Origin of the sequence: Sphingorhabdus sp., from assembly GCF_050921905.1 — a bacterium.
GTDB lineage: Bacteria > Pseudomonadota > Alphaproteobacteria > Sphingomonadales > Sphingomonadaceae > Sphingorhabdus_B.
In genome coordinates, this window is record NZ_CP050888.1 from 2,266,388 (window position 1) to 2,289,424 (window position 23,037).

Annotated in this window: 23 protein-coding genes; 10 read left to right on the forward strand and 13 right to left on the reverse strand. The window is 56.2% G+C overall.

Features of this window, described 5'->3' with window-relative positions; genetic code table 11:
• Positions 1-5: 5 nt before the first annotated feature.
• Entirely contained in the window at positions 6-1,421 is a 1,416-nt protein-coding gene (locus HEQ18_RS11070; RefSeq protein ID WP_432814756.1) for an MFS transporter, read from the reverse strand.
• A 211-nt stretch (positions 1,422-1,632) separates the two neighbouring features.
• Between HEQ18_RS11070 and HEQ18_RS11075 the strand changes: the two genes are divergently transcribed.
• The 4 genes from HEQ18_RS11075 to purL all read left to right on the forward strand — a co-directional run bounded on the left by HEQ18_RS11075 (position 1,633) and on the right by purL (position 8,046).
• Positions 1,633-2,793 carry an acyl-CoA dehydrogenase family protein gene (locus HEQ18_RS11075; protein WP_432814757.1) on the forward strand — a complete coding sequence of 387 codons (1,161 nt, stop codon included), beginning with the start codon at positions 1,633-1,635 and terminating at the stop codon, positions 2,791-2,793.
• A 138-nt stretch (positions 2,794-2,931) separates the two neighbouring features.
• A complete protein-coding gene (locus tag HEQ18_RS11080; RefSeq protein WP_432814758.1) occupies positions 2,932-4,068 on the forward strand; it encodes an acyl-CoA dehydrogenase family protein in 1,137 nt (378 codons plus the stop codon).
• A 178-nt stretch (positions 4,069-4,246) separates the two neighbouring features.
• Positions 4,247-5,041 carry an SDR family NAD(P)-dependent oxidoreductase gene (locus HEQ18_RS11085; protein ID WP_432814759.1) on the forward strand — a complete coding sequence of 265 codons (795 nt, stop codon included), beginning with the start codon at positions 4,247-4,249 and terminating at the stop codon, positions 5,039-5,041.
• A gap of 806 nt (positions 5,042-5,847) precedes the next feature.
• Entirely contained in the window at positions 5,848-8,046 is a 2,199-nt protein-coding gene (gene purL / locus HEQ18_RS11090) for a phosphoribosylformylglycinamidine synthase subunit PurL (protein ID WP_432814760.1), read from the forward strand.
• A gap of 269 nt (positions 8,047-8,315) precedes the next feature.
• Here the strand turns inward: purL and HEQ18_RS11095 are convergent, their stop codons facing one another.
• Entirely contained in the window at positions 8,316-9,092 is a 777-nt protein-coding gene (locus HEQ18_RS11095) for a Coq4 family protein (protein ID WP_432814761.1), read from the reverse strand.
• Between the two features lie 127 nt (positions 9,093-9,219).
• Here HEQ18_RS11095 and HEQ18_RS11100 point away from each other — a divergent pair, with 127 nt between their 5' ends.
• The 3 genes from HEQ18_RS11100 (at position 9,220) to bfr (ending at position 11,252) form a co-directional block, all read left to right on the forward strand.
• On the forward strand, positions 9,220-10,446 hold the full coding sequence (locus tag HEQ18_RS11100; protein WP_432814762.1) for a DUF418 domain-containing protein: 1,227 nt from the start codon (positions 9,220-9,222) through the stop codon (positions 10,444-10,446).
• Between the two features lie 54 nt (positions 10,447-10,500).
• A complete protein-coding gene (locus HEQ18_RS11105) occupies positions 10,501-10,671 on the forward strand; it encodes a (2Fe-2S)-binding protein (RefSeq protein ID WP_296196231.1) in 171 nt (56 codons plus the stop codon).
• A gap of 101 nt (positions 10,672-10,772) precedes the next feature.
• The gene (gene bfr, locus HEQ18_RS11110; RefSeq protein WP_296196234.1) at positions 10,773-11,252 is read left to right on the forward strand and encodes a bacterioferritin; all 480 of its coding nucleotides are present in this window, start codon (positions 10,773-10,775) and stop codon (positions 11,250-11,252) included.
• Between the two features lie 20 nt (positions 11,253-11,272).
• Here the strand turns inward: bfr and der are convergent, their stop codons facing one another.
• From der to HEQ18_RS11140, 6 genes are all read right to left on the reverse strand, one after another.
• Positions 11,273-12,676: a ribosome biogenesis GTPase Der gene (gene der, locus HEQ18_RS11115; protein ID WP_432814763.1), complete on the reverse strand. Its 1,404-nt coding sequence runs from the start codon at positions 12,674-12,676 to the stop codon at positions 11,273-11,275.
• Positions 12,677-12,699: 23 nt separating this feature from the next.
• A complete protein-coding gene (locus HEQ18_RS11120; RefSeq protein ID WP_432814764.1) occupies positions 12,700-14,043 on the reverse strand; it encodes a PQQ-binding-like beta-propeller repeat protein in 1,344 nt (447 codons plus the stop codon).
• A gap of 2 nt (positions 14,044-14,045) precedes the next feature.
• Entirely contained in the window at positions 14,046-14,810 is a 765-nt protein-coding gene (locus HEQ18_RS11125) for a tetratricopeptide repeat protein (RefSeq protein WP_432814765.1), read from the reverse strand.
• 78 nt (positions 14,811-14,888) lie between these two features.
• Positions 14,889-15,755 carry a 3-methyl-2-oxobutanoate hydroxymethyltransferase gene (gene panB, locus HEQ18_RS11130; RefSeq protein WP_397580552.1) on the reverse strand — a complete coding sequence of 289 codons (867 nt, stop codon included), beginning with the start codon at positions 15,753-15,755 and terminating at the stop codon, positions 14,889-14,891.
• Positions 15,756-15,810: 55 nt separating this feature from the next.
• On the reverse strand, positions 15,811-16,878 hold the full coding sequence (locus tag HEQ18_RS11135; RefSeq protein ID WP_432814766.1) for a glycerophosphodiester phosphodiesterase: 1,068 nt from the start codon (positions 16,876-16,878) through the stop codon (positions 15,811-15,813).
• 25 nt (positions 16,879-16,903) lie between these two features.
• Positions 16,904-17,260: an arsenate reductase gene (locus tag HEQ18_RS11140; RefSeq protein ID WP_432814767.1), complete on the reverse strand. Its 357-nt coding sequence runs from the start codon at positions 17,258-17,260 to the stop codon at positions 16,904-16,906.
• Between the two features lie 113 nt (positions 17,261-17,373).
• On the opposite strand from HEQ18_RS11140, the gene HEQ18_RS11145 reads away from it, so the two are divergent.
• Both HEQ18_RS11145 and HEQ18_RS11150 read left to right on the forward strand, forming a co-directional pair.
• The gene (locus HEQ18_RS11145) at positions 17,374-18,534 is read left to right on the forward strand and encodes a DNA cytosine methyltransferase (protein WP_432814768.1); all 1,161 of its coding nucleotides are present in this window, start codon (positions 17,374-17,376) and stop codon (positions 18,532-18,534) included.
• Positions 18,531-19,388: a hypothetical protein gene (locus HEQ18_RS11150; RefSeq protein WP_432814769.1), complete on the forward strand. Its 858-nt coding sequence runs from the start codon at positions 18,531-18,533 to the stop codon at positions 19,386-19,388. The genes HEQ18_RS11145 and HEQ18_RS11150 overlap by 4 nt, the downstream gene beginning before the upstream one ends.
• A gap of 162 nt (positions 19,389-19,550) precedes the next feature.
• Here HEQ18_RS11150 and HEQ18_RS11155 read toward each other — a convergent pair whose 3' ends face one another.
• The 4 genes from HEQ18_RS11155 to guaA all read right to left on the reverse strand — a co-directional run bounded on the left by HEQ18_RS11155 (position 19,551) and on the right by guaA (position 22,058).
• Positions 19,551-19,760 carry a DUF2805 domain-containing protein gene (locus tag HEQ18_RS11155; protein ID WP_432814770.1) on the reverse strand — a complete coding sequence of 70 codons (210 nt, stop codon included), beginning with the start codon at positions 19,758-19,760 and terminating at the stop codon, positions 19,551-19,553.
• Position 19,761: 1 nt separating this feature from the next.
• Positions 19,762-20,157 carry a type II toxin-antitoxin system VapC family toxin gene (locus HEQ18_RS11160; protein WP_432814771.1) on the reverse strand — a complete coding sequence of 132 codons (396 nt, stop codon included), beginning with the start codon at positions 20,155-20,157 and terminating at the stop codon, positions 19,762-19,764.
• Positions 20,154-20,414: a type II toxin-antitoxin system Phd/YefM family antitoxin gene (locus HEQ18_RS11165; protein WP_432814772.1), complete on the reverse strand. Its 261-nt coding sequence runs from the start codon at positions 20,412-20,414 to the stop codon at positions 20,154-20,156. The genes HEQ18_RS11160 and HEQ18_RS11165 overlap by 4 nt, the downstream gene beginning before the upstream one ends.
• Positions 20,415-20,483: 69 nt before the next feature.
• A complete protein-coding gene (gene guaA / locus HEQ18_RS11170) occupies positions 20,484-22,058 on the reverse strand; it encodes a glutamine-hydrolyzing GMP synthase (RefSeq protein WP_432814773.1) in 1,575 nt (524 codons plus the stop codon).
• Between the two features lie 72 nt (positions 22,059-22,130).
• Here guaA and HEQ18_RS11175 point away from each other — a divergent pair, with 72 nt between their 5' ends.
• Entirely contained in the window at positions 22,131-22,655 is a 525-nt protein-coding gene (locus HEQ18_RS11175; protein WP_397605558.1) for a TetR/AcrR family transcriptional regulator, read from the forward strand.
• On the opposite strand, the gene HEQ18_RS11180 is transcribed toward HEQ18_RS11175, so the two are convergent.
• Positions 22,652-23,002, reverse strand: a complete 351-nt coding sequence (locus HEQ18_RS11180; RefSeq protein ID WP_432814774.1) for a hypothetical protein — start codon at positions 23,000-23,002, stop codon at positions 22,652-22,654. The two genes, HEQ18_RS11175 and HEQ18_RS11180, sit on opposite strands and share 4 nt — an antisense overlap.
• Positions 23,003-23,037 lie beyond the last annotated feature (35 nt).

A 23,037-nucleotide genomic window follows, 5' to 3' on the forward strand; every position in this document is an offset into this window, starting at 1 on the left:
ATCGGTTAACTGGCAGACTCTGCCGATGTGTTCAAGGCGCGCAAGCGTTCATTGTGACTTTCGCGCGAAATCGGGAAATGCCGCAAGATCAGGATGCCGATAATGCCGAGGACCAAGACCGTGCCCATATAATATAGCGCCAGCCCATCGAGGACGGCGACATCGACTTCGCCGGGTGCGGCATTTTGCGGGAAATTGGCAAAGCTCAGAATCATCCCGGCGGCAAAGGTGCCAATGCCAACGGCGCATTTTTGCATGAAGAAATAGCCCGCGAAAAACAGCCCTTCAGAACGCCTGCCCGTTTCTTGCTGCGATGCCTCCACCACATCGGCCATCATCGAGGACGTCAGCATCATCATACTCACCGCCGCGCTATTGGCTAAAGTCATTAAAGCAAACATAAACAGGATCGACGGGTTCGACGGCGCCCCGGGCACAAGGTCGAGCAGCCAGCTACCATATAATGCTGTCGTGAAGGTCAGCGAGATAATTGCAAACAGAATCGCAGCGTGCTTCTTGCCCAACCGCGCGGAGACGGGGGGAACAATGATGAAGGCTATGATGACCGTCGCAAACAGGATCAGCGCATAATAAAGCATTTCCATCTGCTGAAGCTGCCACAAAAAGGCGAGCTGATAATTGGTGAGCGCAAAGGTCATCCCTTGGTTGATCAGCCCGAACAGAGCCGCGAAGACGAGCCAGAGAAACGCACGGTTGGATAATGTCGCCTTCACTTCGGCAAAAGCATGGCTAAGGCCAGATCCGCGTGGGACAGGGGGGGATTGCTTGGCCACATGCCGATGCTGACCAAACGCGGAGATGAGCACCGCACCGCTCATCATCAGCGCGCCCCACACCGAATAGGCGTCATACCCCGCAGGGTCGCTCACGCCCTTTTCGCCTGTGAAGAAAATGCCATAAGCGAAAATGAGCATCAGCAAGCCGCCCGCCCAACCAAACAGGAAGCGATAGCGCATCAATCGCGTCCGCTCGTCATAATCGCCCGTTAGTTCAGGGACGAGGGCAATGGACGGCACTTCGCACATCGCCACCAAGGTGCGCGCCAATACGGCCGTGCAGAACAGCCAAATGATCGCGCCCGTCTGCCCCATTTCGGGCGGGTGCCACAGCAATAGCCATATGATGCCAAGCGGAATGGCGGCGGCGTATAGCCAGGGCAGGCGCCTGCCCCATTTGCTTTGCGTGCGGTCGGACATCTCGCCAATAATCGGGTCGGCAAAGGCATCGAATATCAGTGCGGCCATGATGACGGTACCAACGATGCCAGCATCAATTCCCAACACCTGATTGTAGAAAATTAGTAGGAAAACGGAAAAGCCATTGTCCTTGACGCCATAGGCAACCGAGCCGAGGCCGTGCATGACTTTTAACGATCGGGGAAGCGCGACGACTGGTGCCATATCAGGTTAAATCACAAAATGTGAAAAGGCGTGTTTTCCGACGAATCGCACGATGTTTATCTCCTATATTCCACCCTTATGCTAGGGCCGCGACCCAGCCTGTCAATCGTGATACAAATGACGTTACGGCATGCATAACTCACCGATAAAGGCTTGCGTTTCCATGCGTGACCGCCCAAAAATTCATCAAGCAATTAAGCAGGAGAGTGTAATGTCCGACCTTGATACATTCCGTGCCGAGGCGCGCGCCTGGCTGGAGGAAAACTGCCCCGCCGAAATGCGCACACCGGCCAAAGGTGACGAAGACGTCTGCTGGGGCGGACGCAATTTCGTGTTCCAATCCGAAGCACAAAAATTGTGGCTCGAAGCTTGCGTCGCCAAAGGCTATACCGTGCCTGATTGGCCCAAGGCCTATGGCGGCGCTGGCCTTAGCCCGCAGGAAACAAAAATCCTGCGTCAGGAAATGGCAAAGCTGGGCTGCCGCTCACCGCTCAACAGCTTCGGCATCTGGATGCTTGGCCCGGCCTTGCTGAAATTCGGCACTGAGGAACAAAAAACACATTATATGGGCCAAATCGCCCGCGGCGAAATCCGTTGGTGTCAGGGCTATTCCGAACCGGGCTCAGGCAGCGACCTTGTGTCGATGCAGACCTTTGGCGAGGATAAGGGAGACCATTGGGTCGTCAATGGCCAGAAAATCTGGACCTCTTATGCGGATAAGGCCGACTGGATTTTCTGTTTGGTCCGCACCGACAAGGCGAACAAATATCAAGGAATTAGCTTCCTGTTGTTCGACATGGAAACACCGGGTGTTTCGACCAAACCGATCAAGCTGATCTCTGGCAACTCGCCTTTCTGCGAGACATTTTTCGACAATGTTGTTGTGCCCAAGCACCAGATTGTTGGCGAAATCAATCGCGGCTGGGATGTGGCGAAATATCTGCTTGGCCATGAACGCGAAATGATTTCGGGCATGGGCGGCGATGGCGGCGTGACCTCGATCGGTGCGGCGATGAAGGCGACCTTGTCGCAAGAACCAGTGCTGCGCGCGCAAATGGCATTGTTCGATGTCGATAACCTGACCTTCCGTGCCCATGGCGAACGTTTCATGGACGAATGGAAAACGGGTAAGGCGCACCCGGCTTATTCCAACCTGATGAAATATGTCGGCACCGAATTGAACAAAAAACGCAATGAATTGGTCATGTCGATTGGCGGTTCTCAAGCGCTTGAGTGGGAAAGCGAACGCGCCAATGGCGGGTCAAAGGCGCGCAATTGGTTGCGGACCAAGGCGAACTCAATTGAGGGCGGCACCAGCGAAGTGATGTTGAACGTCGTGTCGAAGCGCATCCTTGAGATGCCGGGCGGTTAACAGCAACCGTCACCCCCGCATAGGCGGGGGTCCAACTCCTGACAGCTAAATTTACGGCGCAGGGGTTGGATTCCCGCCTGCGCGGGGGTGACGAGATAAATCGTCGGAATGACGAGATAGATTTAGAGAGGCTTTAACATGGCAATGACCTTAAACGATGACCAGAATATGCTGCGCGACACCGCGCGGGATTTCATGGCGCGCGAAGCGCCCGTCACCCATTTCCGCAAGTTCCGCGATATGGGGTGCAAAGACGGTTTCAGCCACAGCTTGTGGAAGCAATTTGCCGAAATGGGCTTTACTGGCATCCTCATTCCCGAAGCCGATGGCGGCATGGGCATGGGCCAGATTGAGGCTGGCATACTGCTGGAAGAAATCGGCCGTAACCTGTCACCCTCGCCTTTCCTGACCACGTCAGTTGCGGCGGTTGAGGCGTTGAAGCTGGCGGATAAGGCGATGCGTGATCGCTGGTTCCCCGGCATATTGGCTGGCGAAACAGTCATCGGCATTGCGATTGAAGAAGGCGTCAAGCACCGGCCGGAGAAAATCGCCTGCGTTGCGGAACGCAGCGGCAATGGCTTTAAGCTGACGGGGCAAAAGCAATTTGTGGTGCAAGGCGCGTCATCGGACATGCTGATCGTCGCTGCGCGTACCGCTGGTGCGGCTGGCGAAACCGATGGTCTGACCTTGTTCGCGGTGGACAAGGACGCCGCTGGCCTGTCGATGGAGGCGGCGCGGCTTGTCGATTCCGCAGTCGCTGCGCATGTGAAACTTGACGGTGTTCAGGTGGATGCCGACGCTGTGATCGGCGATGTCGATGGCGGTTGGGCTGTGTTGTCCAAGATGCTCGATGCCGGACGGGTGGGTGCCGCTGCCGAAATGGTCGGCGTTGGCACAGGCGCGATGGATATGACTTTTGAATATCTCAAGACACGCAAGCAATTCGACCGCGTGATTGGCGAATTTCAGGCGCTCCAACACCGCGCCGCGCATCTTTATGGCGAAATGGAAGGCGCACGTTCAATTGTGCTGAAGGCGCAATCCTTAATGGATGAAGGCCATGCCAAGGCCGAACTTTATGTCGCGGCGGCCAAGGCGAAAGCCGGGATTGCCTGCAATCTTTCGGTGCGGGAAGGCGTGCAAATGCATGGCGGTATCGGCATGACGGACGAATATGACATCGGCCTATATATGAAGCGTGACCGCAGCTTGAACGAGTTTTTCGGCGACGCTTATTACCACGCAGACCGCGTGGCGACGATGAACGGTTATTGAAACGGATTAGAAAAGAAACCGTAGCCCTGAGCCGTCAAGGCGAAGCCTTGGCGAAAGTCGAAGGGCGCCGCGAGGGTAGCGCAACAGCTAGTTGACGCCCTTCGACGGACGCAGCCGCGATGCGGCTGCTGCTCAGGGCTACGGTGAATTATTACTTCTTTTGGGTAAAGGATTGGACATGGACATCAACACATTATTCAACCTCAATGGCCGCGTGGCGTTGGTCACCGGTGGATCGCGCGGCATCGGCAAGATGATCGTCGAAGGCTATCTCAAGGCCGGCGCAGCACGCGTGTATATCAGCGCGCGTAAGGTCGATCAGATTGAGGAAACCGTTGCCGAATTCGGTCATCAGGTCATTGGCCTGCCTTGCGACCTGTCGACCGTAGACGGCTGCCTGTCGCTTGCCGAACAAATCGCGGCGCGTGAGGAAAAGGTCGATATTCTCGTGAACAATGCGGGCGCAGCATGGGGCGCGGATTTTGGCCAGTTCCCTGAAGCTGGCTGGGACCGTGTGATGGACCTGAACGTCAAATCCTTGTTCTTTTTGACGCAAGCCTTGCATCCGCAGTTGAAGGCAGCCGCGACATTTGATCGCCCCGGCAAGGTCATTAACATTGCATCAATTGATGGCCTGCGCATCAACCCGTGGCAAACCTATAGCTATCAGGCATCGAAAGCCGCCGTCATCCACTTGACGCGCCGTCTGGCGGCGGAGCTTGTGAAGGACAATATTCTTGTGTCGGGCATTGCGCCGGGTGCATTCCAGTCGGACATGAACAAGGTTGCGCGCGACCATGCTGATGCCGTGGGCAAGAATATTCCGTTTCCACGAATCGGAACGCCTGAAGATATGGCCGGCCTTGCGATCTTCCTCGCCGCGCGGGCGGGCGATTATATCGTGGGCGAAACCATCGCCTGCGACGGCGGCATCGTTAACGCGTCGCTGCCGGGCAATGGAATCGCCCCTTAACTGCTAATTTCGTGATAATTTGGGAACGAAATTAACGCGTTTCCTGCGGAAATGGGGCTGGTTGCAAAACACGCAACTGGCCACATTCTTTTCGCAATTGCAGCAAATGCATCGGGGCCTTATCTAATCATGAACGGCAAGCGATTGTCGAAACGCATATTGACCGGGCGGCATCCTCCTCCTCTCCCCCTCGCCCCCGGACAATTTTTACGGCCTCCATGCACTGCGTGGGGGCCGTATCGTTTTGTGCTCCAAACTTGTCCTCCATTTTGTCCACCACGAAGTGCGCGACCTGTGGATAACTCGGCAAAAAATGCTTTGAGCGACTCGAAAGTTATGAGAACTTCAACTCATCAGGCAGGAACGCTACGAAGCAAAGCCAGACCGGAAACGGAGAAGCGGAGCGGCGAAGAAAGAATGTCGGATCACCAAATTGGATGGCAACCTGTCGCAAGGCAGGAAATGCAGTCAGGATGGTGGGTACGAAGAAAACGAATATCGAGTGCGGCATTACGCAAGTGATGCAACGCCGGATAGGATACCCAAGGTACCAAGGCGAACCAAGGAAGCCTCCGGGTGACATTGGGGAACCGGACGTCAGACAGAGGAAAAAATGGCCCTTGTGGTCACGAACTTCCAAACTCAGACGCAGTGGGCGCTGGTAGCGATGCCAGCGCCCATTTTATTTTGTGCCTGCCCCTTCCCAGCCTCTCGGCTGCGCGCGTGGCGCATCGGATTGGCCAATTCGCGCGTAATCAAAACCAAACAGGCTGGATAAATACAGATCGCCTCGCTAAGGCCGTTTCATGTCTGAAATCACGCCCCAAATCGTCGCCGACCATGGTCTAAATGAAGATGAATATGCGCGTATCTTGCACGCCATGGGGCGCGAACCCAACATCATCGAGCTTGGCATATTCTCGGTGATGTGGTCGGAGCATTGCTCTTATAAATCTTCGCGTATCCATTTGAAGAAATTGCCGACGCAGGCCCCTTGGGTCATTTGCGGTCCCGGCGAAAATGCGGGCGTTATCGACATTGGTGAAGGTCCAAATGGCACCAAGCTCGCCGCAATCTTCAAAATGGAATCGCATAATCACCCGTCTTACATCGAACCTTATCAAGGTGCGGCGACGGGCGTAGGCGGCATCTTGCGCGATGTGTTCACCATGGGCGCGCGGCCCGTGGCCAATATGAACGCGCTGCGTTTCGGGCGGCCCGACCATCCGAAGATGAAGCATCTGGTGCAGGGCGTCGTTGCGGGCATTGGTGGCTATGGCAATTGTGTTGGCGTGCCGACCGTTGGCGGTGAGACCAATTTCCATCGGGCTTATGATGGCAATATCCTTGTGAACGCGATGACCGTTGGCGTCGCGGACCAGGACAAGATTTTTTATTCCGCCGCGACCGGCCTTGGTAATCCCATCGTCTATGTCGGGTCAAAGACTGGTCGTGATGGTATTCATGGCGCGACGATGGCTTCGGCCGATTTCGGTGCGGATATTGAGGAGAAGCGCCCCACGGTTCAAGTGGGCGACCCGTTCACGGAAAAGCTGCTGATTGAGGCGTGCCTTGAACTGATGGCGTCGGATGCAATTGTCGCGATTCAGGATATGGGCGCGGCGGGTTTGACCAGCTCCAGCGTCGAAATGGCGACCAATGGCAAGGCAGGTATCATCCTCGACATGGACAAGGTGCCGTGCCGCGAGGAAGGCATGACGCCCTATGAAATGATGCTGTCCGAAAGCCAGGAGCGCATGCTCATGGTCTTGAAGCCCGGCCGTGAGGAATTTGCCAAGGCGATTTTCGACAAATGGGAACTGGATTTTGCGGTGATCGGCGAAGTCACCGACACAGGCCATATGGTGCTGACGTGGAAGGGTGAAATTGTCTGCGACATCCCGCTCGGCCCGCTCGCCGAAGACGCGCCTTTGTATGACCGCCCCGCCGCGTCGAAGGATGAATATAAGGCATGGGCCAAGGTTCAGCCCTTGGGCGACGTGCCCGCCAGCCATGACCTTGGCGCGGATTTGCTGAAGCTGATGGCCTGCCCTGATCTCGCCAGCCGCGCCTGGATATGGCAGCAATATGATAGCCAAGTTGGCGGCGACACGGCGCAGCTTTCGGGCGGCGACGCAGCATTAGTCCGCATCCACGGCACCAACCGGGCGCTGGCGATGAGCACCGATTGCACCCCGCGTTATTGTTACGCCGACCCGTATGAAGGCGGCAAGCAGGCGGTGGCCGAAACCTATCGCAACATCAGCGCCGTTGGCGCAACGCCATTGGCGATCACCAACTGCCTGAACTTCGCTAACCCGCAGCGCCCCGAAATCATGGCGCAGATTGTCGGCTGTCTGGAGGGCATGGGCGACGCTTGCCGCGCGCTGGATTACCCGATCGTGTCAGGCAATGTGTCGCTGTATAATGAAAGCAAGGCAACTGGCGGCGGCAGCGCGATCTTGCCAACACCCGCCATTGGCGGCGTTGGTGTGCTTGAAGATATTAGTAAGATGGCGACGATTGCGTTCAAGGAAGACGGCGACGGCATTTTTGTCATTGGCGACAATGATGGACATCTGGGTCAGTCCCTGTGGCTGCGCGAATTACATGGCCGCGAAGACGGCGCGCCGCCGCCCGTCGACCTCGCCAAGGAACGCGCGCATGCCGAATGTGTCCGCCAACTTATTCAGGATAGCAAGGTCAATGCAGTGCATGATGTTGCCGACGGCGGCTTGCTTGTTGCGCTAACCGAAATGGCGTTGGCCAGTAATAAGGGATGTGCGCTCGAAGAAATCGGCGACGCCTTCACGGCGTTTGGCGAAGATCAGGCGCGCTATGTTGTGACCAGCGCCGCTGCTGACCACATTCAGGCCGCAGGCATTCCGATGACGCGGATAGGCACTGTTGGCGGGACATCGGTCGCAGGGCCGGGGTTTGACGTGCCCATTGCGACACTGCGCGCCGCGCATGACAGCTTCTTCAAGGACTGGATGGAAGGCTAAAGCTTAACGTCGATCGGTGCGACGCACTCCAATATTTGTCACCCTGAACTTGTTTTGGCGGTGCCAGCCTTCGGCTCCAGGGTCCATCGTGCATCAAACCCAGAGCCAGAAAGAATAAATGGACCCTGAACCAAGTTCAGGGTGACGTTGGGGGGTCAGCGTAACGAAGCGTATACTCCACCCGTCCCTGCCGAACGAAGTCGAAATTCGTGTCGGCTGCTCCCGCCCTCAACCACGGTCGAGGCACAGCGAAAGAGCGCCTCGCGTTGTTAAACAGCCTGTGCCAGCAAATTATACGGGTCAATACCTTCCGACCGCATCGCGGCATGGGCCGCTTTGTAGCTTACTGGTTCGGCAATCCCCAAGCGCTTACGGGCATCGACCAGCGGCTCGCGTAACAAGGCTGCTATATCTTCCTGCGCGATGTTCTTCGCCGCTTTGCCGATACGATAGCCTTCGTGGACCGCTTTCATAATCGGTGCCGATTTCGCGACGCGGTATTTCAACTCTAATCCGCCAGCGTACGCAATGAAGCCAACACCAAGATTATGGTTTTGCGCATAGGTAAAGCCCAGCACGCATTGTTCACCCAGCGCGTCGCGGCCATAGCCGGTGAGGATGTGCAGCATGTCATGGGTATCGCGCAAGCGGTCGCCATAGCGTTCAACCACATCGCCGAACATGGGATATGCCGTCTGGAACTGGTCATATTCGGCCTCAAGACCCGCAGCGGTGAGACCTTCGCGTTCCATGAACTCGACATAAAAGCGGCCAACAGTGCCCGCTGGAAGCTTCTTGATGCTGTCATGATCATCGAGCATGTCAATCAGGCGCTCATTGCTCTCAAGCAACGTCCTGCCCTTTGGTGTTTCCCAAAATTTTTGCGCCATCTTACCGAACTTGCTACCGCTTAAGGCCGCAATGATGTGAAAGACCTGCTCGGTGTCTTCTTTATTGGCTATTAGCTTGCGAAAATGATGCCACGCCTTCAGCGGCCGGATTTTAGCGGGCGGTCGGTCAGGGTGCGAAAAATAAAGTTCAGTCATGGCGAATCCCAAACATTGGATATGCAACAGTTAAAAACTACCTACATGAGTGTCAATAACAAATGTTAAACGCGCTGGACGCGCATGTAAGAGAACTGTATTAATATCACAATACAGAGGGTGAAGCATGCAGAATACCGAACAACGGCATATCAGCTTGGACGCGATGCGCGGCTTTGCGGTGATGGGCATATTGGCGATGAACATCATTGGCTTTGCCATGCCCGAATGGGCCTATGTCACGCCCGCGGCTTATGGCACCGACACGCTGGCTGACCAAATTGCATGGGCATTTTCCTTCATTTTCGTTGATGGCAAAATGCGCGGTCTGTTCTCGTTGCTATTCGGCGCGAGCATGATGTTGATTATCGACCGCGCCACGGCAAAGGGGGAAAGCGCCGCGCAGGTCCATTACCGCCGTATGGCGTGGCTCGCTTTGTTTGGCCTCGCGCATTATTTCTTCATCTGGTTCGGCGATATCCTGTTTCTCTATGCGATTATCGGCATGATCGCTTTTCGCTTCCGTAATTGGCCGCCAGCGCGTTTAATCAAGGTCGCTATAATCATTTTCGCGGTTGGGCTGGCGATCTGGGGCGTGCAATTTGGCGGGCTTCAGGTCCTTCAATATTTCGCAACCCAGCCTGACGCCAGCGCTGGCACGGCGCGCCAGTTTCGCGAGCTGATGGCTACCGACCTTGCTTTTAACATTGCGCCGGACCTCGCGCTGCACAGGGGCAGCTATGCCTCGATTGTGATGGACAAAATCGACGCATGGAGCACGCCACTTATCTGGGTGGTTGAAGCGTCGGGTGAAACTTTGCCGCTGATGATGGTTGGCATGGCGATGCAAAAAAGCGGGTTCCTGACGGGGGCTTGGGGCGCGGCTGATTACCGGCGATGGGTGAAGCGGATGGTACCAGCCGGGTTGCTGCTGACACTGGCCTTGGCGGTTTGGATAGTCGCCGTTGATTTCGACCGGATCACCGCGCTTGCGGTTCTATACTTCTGGGGCGGAATTCCGCGCATGATGCTGACGATTGGCTATGCGGCGCTCTTGATCATGCTCATTGACCGTTATCGTCACCACTCGATGCTAACCCGGGTCGCCGCGGCTGGACGGGCCGCGTTCAGCAACTATCTCGGCACGAGCATTGTCATGACGACGATTTTTTATGGCTATGGCTTTGGCCTGTTCGGGCATGTCGGCCGCGCGGGATTGTGGCTGTTTGTGCTGGGGGCGTGGGCGGCGATGCTGCTGTGGTCAAAGCCATGGCTTATGAAATTTCATTACGGGCCGCTGGAATGGCTGTGGCGCAGCTTGGCGCGCGGAAAAATGCAAGCCATGCATCGCTAATGCTATTGCAATCAGTTCGCATTAACGGTAAGGCGATTCCATAGGAGTTGATCCATGGTCGTTTGCATCTGTAATGCCATCAAGGAAAAAGACCTGCGCGCTGCGGTGCGTTGCGCCTCGGAACGTCCGAATGACGTGTATGCGCGCCTTGGGCGTAAGCCAAAATGCGGCCAGTGCTTGTCGTTCGCGCGAAACATTATCAGCACAACAACTGCAACCGCTTAGCAATAGCGCCCTGAAAAAAGGTAGCTTTTCTGCCATTTTCCGGCTTCACGGCCATCTATTAACGCGTTAATAGATGTGCGAACATCGGAAAGGAAACGGCAATGAAAGGCGATGCAAAAGTCATCGAATTTTTGAACGAGGCGCTCAAGAATGAGCTGACTGCGGTCAATCAATATTGGCTGCATTACCGCATGCTCGACAATTGGGGCGTATCGCGTCTGGCACATTTTGAGCGGCATGAATCGATTGACGAAATGAAGCATGCCGACAAATTGTCGGAGCGCATCTTGTTTCTGGACGGCCTCCCCAATTTCCAAATGCTTGGCCGTTTGCGCATTGGCGAGACCGTTGAGGAAATCCTGAAAGCCGATCTTGAGCTCGAATATGAAGCGCTGCCGTTGCTGAAAGACGCTATCGCGCACAGCGAAAGTGTCCGCGACTATGTCAGCCGCGACCTGTTTGCGTCGATCCTCGAAAGCGAAGAAGAGCATGTCGATATGCTCGAAAAGCAGTTCGACCTGATCGCGCGTATGGGCATGGAAAATTACGTCCAGTTGCAGTCAAAACCAATCGAGGACTGATATTGCGTCGGGGGCAACCCTTAGCCATTGTCCGCGAATGGGTTTTTCGATGAACGAAAGTTGATCCGCACGGGCACGGCGCCGAAATCCAGATCGCGGCGAATACCGTTGAGCAAATAGCGCGCATAGCTGGCGGGCAACTCGTCGGTCCGGTTGCCAAAGATGACAAAGGTCGGCGGACGGTTGCGCGCTTGCGTCATGTACCGCAGCTTAATCCGCTTGCCGCCTGGGGCAGGTGGCGGGTTCGCCGAAATCGCGGCTTCAAACCAGCGGTTGAGTATGCCCGTTGGCACGCGCTTGTTCCACGCTTCGCGCGCATCGAACGCGGCGGAAATCATCTGGTCAAGGCCCTTGCCGGTAAGCCCGGATACAGCGATCATCGGAACGCCCTTTAACTGCGACAGGCCCTCTTCCAACGCGGCACGTATGCCTCTGAACAGGCCAGCGCCGTCCACGGCCACATCCCATTTGTTGATTCCGATGATCAGTGCCCGGCCTTCTTGAATGACATGGTCAGCGATCTTCAAATCCTGCACCTCAAGCCCCTTGGTCGCATCCAACAACAGCACGACAACTTCGGCAAAGTCGATCGCGTGCCGCGCGTCAGCGACCGAAAGCTTTTCCAGCTTGTCCTGCACCTTGGCGCGCTTGCGCATTCCGGCGGTATCGATCAAGCGCACGCGGCGCTCGGAAAGTAACGGCGGGATGTTGCCTTCTTCATCGGCCTCACCTTGTTTCGGGCTTGGGTCTGTCCAGATCCAGTCCACCGAAATACTGTCGCGGGTAATCCCGGCTTCAGGGCCCGTAATCAGGCGGTTTTCACCCAATAACTTGTTGATCAGCGTCGATTTACCGGCATTTGGACGCCCCACAATCGCAAGCTTCAATATCGCGTCTGGCGCTTCGGGGTCAGGCACTTCAAACGCGCCGCCGTCAATATGGGGCAGCAAAGATTGAAACAGGTCGGCCATGCCTTCGCCATGTTCGCCGCTGATTGCGATGGGGTCACCAAAGCCAAGCGCATAGCTTTCCAATATGCCATTATCGCCCTGCTTGCCCTCGGCCTTGTTGACCGCAAGCACGACCGGCGTCGCACTGCTGCGCAGCCATCGGGCAATTTCTTCGTCAAGTGGGGTCACGCCAACGCGGCCATCGATCAGGAACAGGGCAACTTGCGCACCTGCAATCGCTGCCTCTGTTTGCATCCGCATTCTGCCGGGCAGGGTGTCGGGATCTTCATCCTCATAACCCGCCGTATCGACAATAGTGAATTCCAGGTCAAACAAGCGGCCTTCGCCTTCACGGCGGTCACGCGTGACGCCCGGCGTGTCATCGACCAAAGCGAGTTTCTTGCCAACCAGCCGGTTGAACAAAGTGGACTTGCCGACATTGGGCCGACCGATAATGGCTACCGTCGGCAACATGCCGGTACGTCTCCTTTTTAGGCCTAACCGCGAAAAGCGGAAATGCGGCCGGAATCATCCAGAATATATAAAGTGTTGTTGGCGACAATCGGCGGAAGCGACAGTTCGGCTTTCAGGTCGGCAACCTCAGTCGCGGTGCCGTCTTCCGGCGCAACCGCCCAGATTGCACCGCGCGAATTGGCAATGATCAAGCGGCCACCGGCGAGTATCGGGCCATACCAGCTAATCGGGCCCTTTTTCTTCTTTTCATTATCGTAACGCTGTAGCTTTGAAATCCAGCGGATTTTGCCGCTGGAACGCGCAACACTCAGTAACCGTGCTTCGTCGGTCATCACGAACACCCATTCGCCCGCCGTCACGGGTGTCGAAATACCCGCAATGTTGATTTCCCAAATACGTTGGCCGGTCACGAGTTCATAGGACGCCATGCGCCCGCCTTTGCCCAATGCAAAGACGCGGCCACGGTCGATGACCGGGTCGGCATCAATATCGGTCAGCGTCGAAACCGACGTCGACATCGCGGTGCGCGACAAGGTGTCGTTCCAAAGGCTGCGGCCATTTTCATAACGATAGGCGGCAAGCTCACCACTGGAATAGCCAGCGATGACGGTGCCTTGCGCCGCAGCAGGCGCGCCAACGCCGAATATGCCCGACGCGGCAACTGGGCCAGCTTCTTTCCATTGCGGCTCCCCATCGCTTTGGCGCAGCGCATAAATCTGGTTGTCCTGCGTCATCACATATAGGTTGCCGTTGGACAATGTCGGGGCACCGCGCAATGGGCCGGCTGGACGCTTTTTCCAAACAAGCGCGCCAGTGTCCGCCGCAAGCGCGGCGACATCGCCAACGCCATTGGTGGCAAAAACATTGCTGTTGGTGGCGCTCACGCCGCCGCCATAACGGGATGGCTTGCCATCGCTCTCAACCTCAAGCGCGTTCGACCAGATTTGTGCGCCCGTGTTCGCATCAAATGCCGAAACGCGCGCCGTGGTGTCGACGACATAGAGGCGGCCATCGCTCATCACTGGGCTGGCGGCAAGGCGGGCGCGCGGATTGGCACCAGTTACATCTGCGGTCCAAATGCGTTTCAGGTTTTGACCAAGCGCGGCATGACCGGGCGATTTCGACGCATTGCCGCCGGGTTGTGCCCATGCTTCGTTAACCATCGCTGGCGGCAGGGTGACGGCTACGTCCGCCAAGGACGCATCGACCTCGGTGTCACGCTCTGTGCCCAAGATGCTGACGCGTGCGCCGACAGTCGGCGTGTTGTTCTTCTTACCAGCATCACCGCGCACGCCATCAAGGACGGCGCAACCACCAAGCGTCGTTGTCGCGGCGAGCGCCAAAAGCAATTTGGATATGGTCTTCAATGTCACTCTCCTTTGGCGGCGGATTCGCCAGCCTTCGATGCCGCATTGCGGTTTGCCTCAAGCTGAACTGTATCAATACCAAGCGCACCTGCCATTTGCTGCGCACGGCTGCGCAAGGTCTGCGGCGCGTCATCCTGTTTCGCAATCTGCGCAAAAATGGGGCCAGCCAAATTGTCCTTACCCATTTTCATATAGGCTAAGGCTGTTAATTCGCCCGCGCTGCCGAAATAGGGGTGGCCAGCGGTGGCCAGTGGTTTCAACCGGTCAATCACTTGCTGCGGCGGGATGGAGTCAAACTCTGCGCTTATTTGGCGGATCAGGGCCAGATCGCGGAAGGTCTGCGGCAGGCTGTCGTCGCCTGCAACCTTTGCATAAATGGCAATCGCCTTTTTGGTCTCCCCATCTTCGCCGAGCAGATTTGCCTCCACTAATTGCGCCATGGCGCGATATCCGGGTTGATCGGCCTTGGCGAGCGTTGCCAATTTGGCGCGCGCCTCTTTTTCCTGCCCAGCGCGCAACTTGTCCATCGCATCGACAAATTCTTCGCTTTGCAGGTCTGCGGCGGCTTGCACCTGGTTGTTATAGACTATCCAGCCCGCAAAGGCCAAAAGCCCAGCCACGACAGCCGCCAAAAGCCAGCGGCCATAACGCGTCCAGTAACTGCTGAGATCGCTCGCGCGGACGGCATCGTCAACCTCACGCAAAAATGCCTCGTCGCTGCCGCTCCGGTCTTTGCCTGCGGGCTTTTCAGTCGGTGTCAAAGCCAAAAAGGGCCTCCGAATTTGTTTAGTCAAAATTGGTCAGTGCCGTCCTTAGCCCGACTCGGCCCGATAGGCCAGCCTGCTTTATACAGGCTGATATAGCTGGTCGGGCCCGGGGAAGCTTCGGTCACGGACGCCCGCGGCATAAGCGCGCACGGCGTCTTCGACGCTGACACCCATATCGCCGAATTTCTTGACGAATTTCGGTACGCGGTCAAACAGGCCGAGCATGTCTTCGGCGACCAACACCTGGCCGTCGCATTGCGCAGACGCACCAATGCCGATGGTTGGACAGGCGATTTTCTGCGTGATTTCGATGGCGATATGTTCAAGCACGCCCTCAATCACCATGGCAAAAGCGCCCGCGTCCGACATCGCAACCGCATCATCGACGATCGACTTCGCTTCTTCCGGGCTTTTGCCGCGCACGCCATAGCCGCCAAGGATGTTCACCGCCTGCGGCGTCAATCCCACATGCGCCATGACCGGAATGCCGCGTGAGGTCAGGAATTCCACCGTGGGCGCAAGCACCTTGCCGCCTTCCAGCTTCACCGCCGCCGCGCCGGTTTCTTTCAACAGCCGCGATGCGTTGACAAATGCCTGTTCTGGCGAGGCCTCATAGGAGCCAAAGGGCATATCGACGATGACGGCGGCGTGATAGCTGCCGCGCACAACCGCCGCGCCATGCGCCGCCATCATTTCCATTGTCACGGCAACGGTGTGCGGCAGGCCGTAAATCACTTGCCCCAGCGAATCACCGACCAGCAGCATGTCGCAATGCGGGTCCATCAACTGCGCCATGCGGACGGTATATGCCGTCAACATCACCAGCGGTTCCTTACCCTTTTGCTGCCGGATGCGCGGCACGGTCAGGCGTTTCATCGGCGAAGGCGTCGGGTTCGCACGGCTGGTGGATGTATCGAAAGTGAGCGTTTTTGAATGTGTAGACATAAGGCGAGGACCTAGCCGCTAAACGCCGCGGGCAAAAGTAAATAGAGTCCCCGCGTCACTTGTTCGCCGCAACCGCTTCGGTCACATTGTCGCTGAAAATGCCGTCAATGCCCGTGGCGAGGAATGCTTTTATCTCTGCGTTCAAGTCACCATGCCCGCGCGGATCAATGCCGGATTTTTGCGCGAGCGGCAGGAAATAATTTTCGCGGCGGAATGTCCAAGGGTGGACCGCAAGGCCGACCTTATGTGCGTCCGCGACAAGGGTCGTCGGATCGCCCAGATTGCCCAGCAAAGTGCGCGGGATGATGAGCGCCTTATTGGGGCCAATACCATCGGCATAAGTTGCAACGATTTTCAGGCCTTGCGCGCTTGCCATTTGGGGATAGGTCAGGTCGCTGCGGTCGGGCGGGCTTCCCTTTTCATCCATCAACTGGATCAGGCGCAATTTCGTCTTGGGCCGCAAAGCCTTTAGGTTTTCGACCTCGAACGATTGAATGAACACAGGCGCGCTTTTTTCGACATGGCCAAATTTGGTCAACGCCGCCAGCAACGGCCCCGCATGCGGCAGGCCAATCGCGGTGAAATAGCTTGGGTGCTTGGTTTCGGGATAGACGCCAATCGTCCGCCCCGTTGCCGCGCTTTGTGCCTTGGCCAAAGCGAGTATCTCGTCAAAGGTCGGGATTTCAAACTGCCCGTCATAGGCCATATTGGCCTTGCGCAATTGCGGCAGGCGTTCTTTCGCGCGCAGGGTTTTAAGTTGGGCGAGCGTGAAATCCTCGGTAAACCAGCCCGTCATTTTCTGGCCATCGATGGTCTTGGTGGTTTTGCGGTCGGCAAATTCGGCCTTGTCCGCAACATCGGTGGTTTCCGAAATCTCATTCTCATGCCGCGCGACCAAAACGCCATCCTTGGTCAGCACAAGGTCCGGCTCAATATAATCGGCACCTTGTTCAATCGCGAGGCGGTAGCTTGCCAACGTATGCTCGGGCCGCTCGCCCGATGCGCCGCGATGGGCGATGACGATGACGTTGCCTTCAAGCGGTTGTTCCATGGCTTGGCTTTCCGAAATGGAGAAGGGCGACAATAAGAGGGTGGCGATCAAGAGGGTGTGCAGGTGTTTCATAATGCCTCTTTGCCCCCGCGACATTTCAATTCTGCGACAAAAGCGCGTCCCATTCGGTTGGATTAAAGCCGACGAGCAAAGCCCCGCCGCCTTCAACCAGTGGCCGTTTAATCATCGACGGGTTGGCAACCATCAACGCAATCGCCTTGGCCGCGTCTATATCGACCTTGTCGGCATCGGGCAGTTTCTTAAACGTAGTGCCCGCCTTGTTGAGCAGCCTTTCCCAACCAACAACGTCGCTCCACCGCCCCAAATCCGCCGCCGTTACACCCGCCTTTTTATAATCATGGAAATGATAGCCAAGGCCGCGCGCCTCAAGATAATTGCGCGCTTTCTTGACCGTATCGCAATTTGGGATGCCGTAGAGGGTGAGGTTTGACATTGATGTCCTTGTAGTTTGCCAATTGGCTATGGATAATGAGCAACAAATCATGTTGCTATTTTGTTCTTGAAATTGATTCATACTTTCGATACGTCGCCATAGCTGAGAGGTCAATGATGGCGGGAATAGGTTTCACCTTTTACGAGTTTTTTGCCGGCGGCGGCATGGTGCGTGCGGGGCTAGACAATGGCAATTGGGACTGCCTATTTGCCAATGATTTTGATCGAAAAAAATGTGAGTCATATACGCGCAACTGGGGCAGTGACACGTTGGTCTGCGACGATGTCGCGGCATTACAGACTTTCGACTTACCGAGTAGGGCAAATTTGGTTTGGGCTTCGTTCCCTTGTCAGGATCTGTCCTTGGCTGGGGGTGGCGCAGGCCTCGGGGGTGATCGTTCAGGGACGTTCTGGCCATTCTGGCGATTGATGGATGCTTTGATTGCCGACGGTCGTGCACCGGACATATTAGCTCTTGAAAATGTTAGCGGGACGCTGACCTCGCACGGCGGCAAAGATTTTGAAGCAATCTGCCAATCCTTCGTGAAGTCGGGGTATCGTGTCGGCGCGGTTGTGGTGGACGCAGCTCTTTTTGTGCCGCATTCACGCCCGCGATTGTTTGTTGTCGGTGTCCGGGAAGGCGTTGCAATTCCACGCGGAATCATTGGCGATGGTGCCTCGGCGCAATGGCACCCCAAGGCACTCCGCACCGCATATGATAGGCTGCCCAGTGCCTGCAAGGATTTTTGGCTGTGGTGGCGAATTGCACCTCCTGCTCTTTCGGACATACGCTTTGCTGATCTGATTGAAGAAACCCCAGTTAGCGTTAAGTGGCATTCTGAAATTGAGACGCAAAAGTTGCTTTCAATGATGAGTACCATCAATTTGGCGAAGGTGCACTATGCCCAACGCGCTGGCCTAAAAATGGTAGGCACTATCTACAAACGAACACGGCATGATGCGCTCGGCCAGAAAGTGCAACGCGCCGAGGTGCGATTTGATGACATTGCCGGATGCCTCCGCACTCCTGGCGGCGGCTCTAGCAGGCAAACTATTCTTGTCGTTGACGGCAATACAGTGAAGTCGCGCTTGATTTCAACGCGCGAAACGGCTCGTCTGATGGGCCTGCCCGAAGACTATTGCTTGCCTGAAAATTATAATGAGGCATATCACTTAACGGGAGATGGGGTCGTCGCGCCAGTTGTGCGCCATCTTGCAGAACAATTATTTGAACCACTTCTTCAGGCGACAAAGTGGCGACGGGCAGTGGCATGACGATAATCCCTTGCGAACAGAACGCGAAACTTCGCGAGCAAATCGAATCTTTTGCTGAAACCCTAAAGACTGAGGCGCACAGGCTAGGCGATCACGGTTTGGACGAAGCGGAGTTTTACAACAGCGGTCTTTTCCGTGGTGCGGTTGAGCGTATTCGAGGACAGTTTTCAGCTACTATGCGCGAAAAGCGGCAATTTGTTTCGCATATTCTTAATTTTATGACGGACGGCGGATATATTTCCGACTGGGCATCGGCTGGTGAAAATAATAGGCATGACTATTCGGTCCGTCTGAACTCCGGCAAGATTGCGGCCATTGAGCTCAAAGGCTGTCTTGATGGCAACAACACCAACATTTTCGAACGTCCTCCACACGCAAATGAGTTTGTGCTTTGGAGCGTTTGCACGAACCCGGGTGCCGATCCACGCCACAATGCATGGTCAGGAATTCACACCCGACTAAGCGCGGAAATCATTTCACGGTCACAACGTGTCGACGGGCTTATCATCTGGGACATGGTCTGCGGCACAATTGGGCGACCTTGCCCTAAAGTGCTAGCGAATGAAGGGCGTTTGAACGAAGTCGGCCCCTATCGTCTTCCACCTCCTTGCATCTACCTGTTCCCGGCTACTATCCCTGCACCGCGCAATAACCCGAACCCAAAAGCCCAGAGTTTGGATGCAGTTGAACTGCTATCCGCTTTTCATGCCTGTTTCGGCGGACAGGCAGACGAAATCAATTTGGTCGATTTTGATGTTGAAAATCGTGGCGTAGACATGCTGCGGACCACAAGGGTTTCACGCGGAGGCTTGGTTGTTCAGGAGTCAGGTGCAACTGCTATCAGACGAACATGATATAGAAGCATTGAAATTTAGATAGCGCAGTGAGGTTTTGATTGAAGCTCGCTAAGTACCATTTGGACGGCCAGTGTGGAAATTCCGGCAATTTGTAAAACATATCACTATTTCCGGATTTGGGTCGCCCACCGTCAAAGCCGCCCCATCTCACCCTAACCGTCATTTATAATGCGCCCGCCGGTCGCCGAAATCTCGCACACGCTTGCGCCAGGCGCGATAGCTTCCGGTTTTTAACTCGGTCCGCATGATGACTTTAATCTCGTCGGGCGTGACCCCATGCTGCGCCGAAATCTGGGTGAAGCTGATATGGTCGGACAGCGCCATTTCGACGATCTCGCTGATTTGCGCAGGCGATAGCGTTTTTGTCATGTCACACCGCCGACATGATATCGGTATGCGCAAAATCATGCCCTTTGAACAGCAAAGGTATGTCGCGTGATCTGGCCAGCGCATAGGCGAAGAGATCGCCAAAATTGAGCTGCGCCGGATGCCCGCTGCCTTTGCCGTAACGCACATTGGCGGCATGCGCATAATCTGTTTCGGGCAACCCCGGCGACGCGATTTCAATGCCATAAGCCAGAACCAGCGCATTGACCTGGTCAACAAGCAATTCTTGTCCCCGCGCCCAGGCAACCAATCGTGTTTCGACCAATGAAGGCGCGCTCATGACGATAGCAGGGGCGTTATCAAGGATATCCAAAAACGAAGCGCGCTCTGCCTCGTTCAACATGATCGCGATCAATGCCGACGAATCGACTGCGATCATATGGGCAGGCCGTTTTCATCCCATAACAGCGGATCGGCCATATCCCTGTTGATTGGCATGGCGTCGACCCGTGCCAAAATGGCATCGACGCGCTTGCGACGCTCTGCCCGGTCGACGTCCATGGCCAATTGCAGCGGGACGAGTTTCAGTTTCGGTACGCCGGCATTTTGCACGATCACCTCTTCCCCGCGCAGCGCAGCGGCGCACAGTTCGGAAAAACGTGTTTTGGCTTCGCCAATGTTGACGTGAATGGTCATAATAAAGGAAAGTTTAGCTTGACCAAGCGGGTTGGTCAAGGTTGCTGCCGCGCCCGACGGGTCGTCTTGTCACTCCCACTCAATCGTCCCCGGCGGTTTTGACGTATAGTCATAGACCACGCGGTTAATGCCCTTCACCTCGTTGATGATGCGGGTTGAGACGCGGCTGAGAAACGCGCTTTCGAAGGGATAAATGTCCGCCGTCATGCCGTCGGTGGAGGTTACCGCGCGCAAGGCGCAGACATTGTCATAGGTGCGGCCATCGCCCATCACGCCCACGGTGCGGACGGGCAGGAGGACGGCGAACGCCTGCCAGATCGCGTCATACAATCCGGCATTGCGGATCTCTTCGAGATAGACCGCGTCCGCCTTGCGCAGCACGTCGCAACGTTCCTTGGTCACTTCGCCCGGAATGCGGATCGCAAGGCCGGGGCCGGGGAAGGGGTGGCGACCCACAAATTGGTCGTTAAGGCCCAATTCGCGGCCCAAGACGCGGACCTCATCCTTGAACAATTCGCGTAAAGGCTCAACCAATTGCATATTCATCCGCGCGGGCAGGCCGCCGACATTATGGTGGCTTTTGATCGTGACCGATGGCCCGCCGGTGAAGCTGACGCTTTCGATCACATCGGGGTAAAGCGTTCCTTGGGCCAGGAAATCCGCGCCGCCAACTTTCTTGGCCTCTTCGTCGAATACGTTGATGAATTCCGCGCCGATAAACTTACGCTTCGCCTCCGGGTCGGTGACGCCCGCCAAGCCCGCAATGAACCGTTCCTCGGCATCGACGACGACCAACGGGATGTTATAATGGTCGCGGAACAGGGTTTCGACCTGTGCGCGTTCGTTCATGCGCAGCAAGCCATGGTCGACAAAGACGCAGGTCAACTGATCGCCAATGGCTTCGTGAATCAAGATCGCGGCGACCGAGCTGTCCACGCCGCCCGAAAGTCCACAAATGACGCGGCCGGAGCCGACCTGCGCGCGGATTTCGGCGATTTTCGTCGCACGAAACTCCGCCATGGTCCAATCACCCGATAGGCCGCAGACCTTATGGACGAAGCTGGAGATCAGCTTTGCGCCATCGGGGGTGTGCACAACTTCGGGGTGAAACTGAATGCCATAATATTGCCGCGCTTCGTCGGCGATGAAAGCATAAGGCGCGCCATCGCTGGTGGCGACAACGTCAAAGCCCGGGGCAAGGCTGGTGACCTTGTCGCCATGGCTCATCCACACCTGATGCTTTTCACCCGTCTGCCAAAGGCCATCGAAAAGCGCGCAAGGCTTCTCCACCTCGATAAAGGCACGGCCAAATTCGCCGCCTTCGCCTTCGCTGACATGGCCGCCCAACTGCATCATCATCGTTTGCTGGCCATAGCAAATGCCAAGGATGGGTAAGCCGCTGTCGAACACACATTGTGGCGCGCGCGGGGAATCGGCGTGCGTGGTGGAGGCTGGGCCGCCCGACAAGATGATGCCCTTTGGCTGCATCCGCGCAAACGCCGCCTCGGCATTGTTGAACGGAGCGATTTCGGAATAGACCCCCGCCTCACGCACGCGGCGCGCAATAAGCTGCGTGACTTGGCTCCCGAAATCTATGATCAGGATGGTGTCGGACGGTTCGCTATGTATTTTGGATTCTGGCATGGTCCGCCGATAGTGATTGCGGCGTGCGCTGTCCAGTTGCCACCGCTGTCTTTGACGCGCTATGCTGGGCGCGTGAGCAAGAACGACACCCGCCGCGCGGAGATTATCCAGCGATTGACCGATTATGTTCTGGCGGAGGGGCTTTCGGCGGCGAGCTTGCGTCCATTGGCCAAGGCGGCGGGGACGAGTGACCGGATGCTGCTATATTATTTCACCGATAAGCGCGCCATCATCACGGCGGTGTTGGAACAGATTTCGGCGCGGTTGGTGGGGCTGATTTCCGACCGGACCGCGCCTGAGCCACTGCCCTTGGAGGATCTACGCCGCCTGTTGGCAGAGCTTTTGTTTGAGGATGCGTTATGGCCTTATATGCGCATCTGGCTTCAGGTTGCGGCGCGCGCGGCGATGGGTGACGAACATTATCGTGGCGTCGGCGAACAGATTGGCCGGGGCTTTCTGTTATGGGGCAAGGCACAACTCAAGTCCGACAATGACGCGCAGCGCGATATCGATGCCGCCAGATTGCTAGTCAGCATGGAAGGCATGCTGTTCCTCAAAAGCATTGGCCTTGATGACGTCAACGCCAAGGCGCTTTAACGCCGGTTTGCCGCCCTTGCTTTGCCCAACAATATGGCGGCGCTGTCACCGTTATTTCGGTAGCTCTCGACCAGCAGGTACGCAGCCAAGAAAGGCGCACCAAGGTTGAACGCCGCAAATCCCAGAACAAGCCCGGTCGCTGAAAATGCGTGTCGCCACGCGACCCAGACGCCAGACATTATAAGGAAGCACAAAAAGTCGAGATTAAACTGCCCGCGCCATGTCATATCCCCCATGTCACCGAAAAATATCGGATACAGCCCCATGCCATGGTTCGCGATCACAATGGCGGTGTAGACGCCGACAACGGCAATGATTGTGACGAGAAATATGCGGAAAAAGGTCATGGTTCGGCTCCTGAAACGGGAGCATCATCATACCA

What these genes read in the sequence shown, in the direction of transcription:
- HEQ18_RS11070 (WP_432814756.1), bottom strand. Translation starts at nt 1,421, where the DNA reads ATGGCACCAGTCGTCGCGCTTCCCCGATCGTTAAAAGTCATGCACGGC.
- HEQ18_RS11075 (WP_432814757.1), top strand. Translation starts at nt 1,633, where the DNA reads ATGTCCGACCTTGATACATTCCGTGCCGAGGCGCGCGCCTGGCTGGAG.
- HEQ18_RS11080 (WP_432814758.1), top strand. Translation starts at nt 2,932, where the DNA reads ATGGCAATGACCTTAAACGATGACCAGAATATGCTGCGCGACACCGCG.
- HEQ18_RS11085 (WP_432814759.1), top strand. Translation starts at nt 4,247, where the DNA reads ATGGACATCAACACATTATTCAACCTCAATGGCCGCGTGGCGTTGGTC.
- purL (WP_432814760.1), top strand. Translation starts at nt 5,848, where the DNA reads ATGTCTGAAATCACGCCCCAAATCGTCGCCGACCATGGTCTAAATGAA.
- HEQ18_RS11095 (WP_432814761.1), bottom strand. Translation starts at nt 9,092, where the DNA reads ATGACTGAACTTTATTTTTCGCACCCTGACCGACCGCCCGCTAAAATC.
- HEQ18_RS11100 (WP_432814762.1), top strand. Translation starts at nt 9,220, where the DNA reads ATGCAGAATACCGAACAACGGCATATCAGCTTGGACGCGATGCGCGGC.
- HEQ18_RS11105 (WP_296196231.1), top strand. Translation starts at nt 10,501, where the DNA reads ATGGTCGTTTGCATCTGTAATGCCATCAAGGAAAAAGACCTGCGCGCT.
- bfr (WP_296196234.1), top strand. Translation starts at nt 10,773, where the DNA reads ATGAAAGGCGATGCAAAAGTCATCGAATTTTTGAACGAGGCGCTCAAG.
- der (WP_432814763.1), bottom strand. Translation starts at nt 12,676, where the DNA reads ATGTTGCCGACGGTAGCCATTATCGGTCGGCCCAATGTCGGCAAGTCC.
- panB (WP_397580552.1), bottom strand. Translation starts at nt 15,755, where the DNA reads ATGTCTACACATTCAAAAACGCTCACTTTCGATACATCCACCAGCCGT.
- HEQ18_RS11135 (WP_432814766.1), bottom strand. Translation starts at nt 16,878, where the DNA reads ATGAAACACCTGCACACCCTCTTGATCGCCACCCTCTTATTGTCGCCC.
- HEQ18_RS11140 (WP_432814767.1), bottom strand. Translation starts at nt 17,260, where the DNA reads ATGTCAAACCTCACCCTCTACGGCATCCCAAATTGCGATACGGTCAAG.
- HEQ18_RS11145 (WP_432814768.1), top strand. Translation starts at nt 17,374, where the DNA reads ATGATGGCGGGAATAGGTTTCACCTTTTACGAGTTTTTTGCCGGCGGC.
- HEQ18_RS11150 (WP_432814769.1), top strand. Translation starts at nt 18,531, where the DNA reads ATGACGATAATCCCTTGCGAACAGAACGCGAAACTTCGCGAGCAAATC.
- HEQ18_RS11155 (WP_432814770.1), bottom strand. Translation starts at nt 19,760, where the DNA reads ATGACAAAAACGCTATCGCCTGCGCAAATCAGCGAGATCGTCGAAATG.
- HEQ18_RS11160 (WP_432814771.1), bottom strand. Translation starts at nt 20,157, where the DNA reads ATGATCGCAGTCGATTCGTCGGCATTGATCGCGATCATGTTGAACGAG.
- HEQ18_RS11165 (WP_432814772.1), bottom strand. Translation starts at nt 20,414, where the DNA reads ATGACCATTCACGTCAACATTGGCGAAGCCAAAACACGTTTTTCCGAA.
- guaA (WP_432814773.1), bottom strand. Translation starts at nt 22,058, where the DNA reads ATGCCAGAATCCAAAATACATAGCGAACCGTCCGACACCATCCTGATC.
- HEQ18_RS11180 (WP_432814774.1), bottom strand. Translation starts at nt 23,002, where the DNA reads ATGACCTTTTTCCGCATATTTCTCGTCACAATCATTGCCGTTGTCGGC.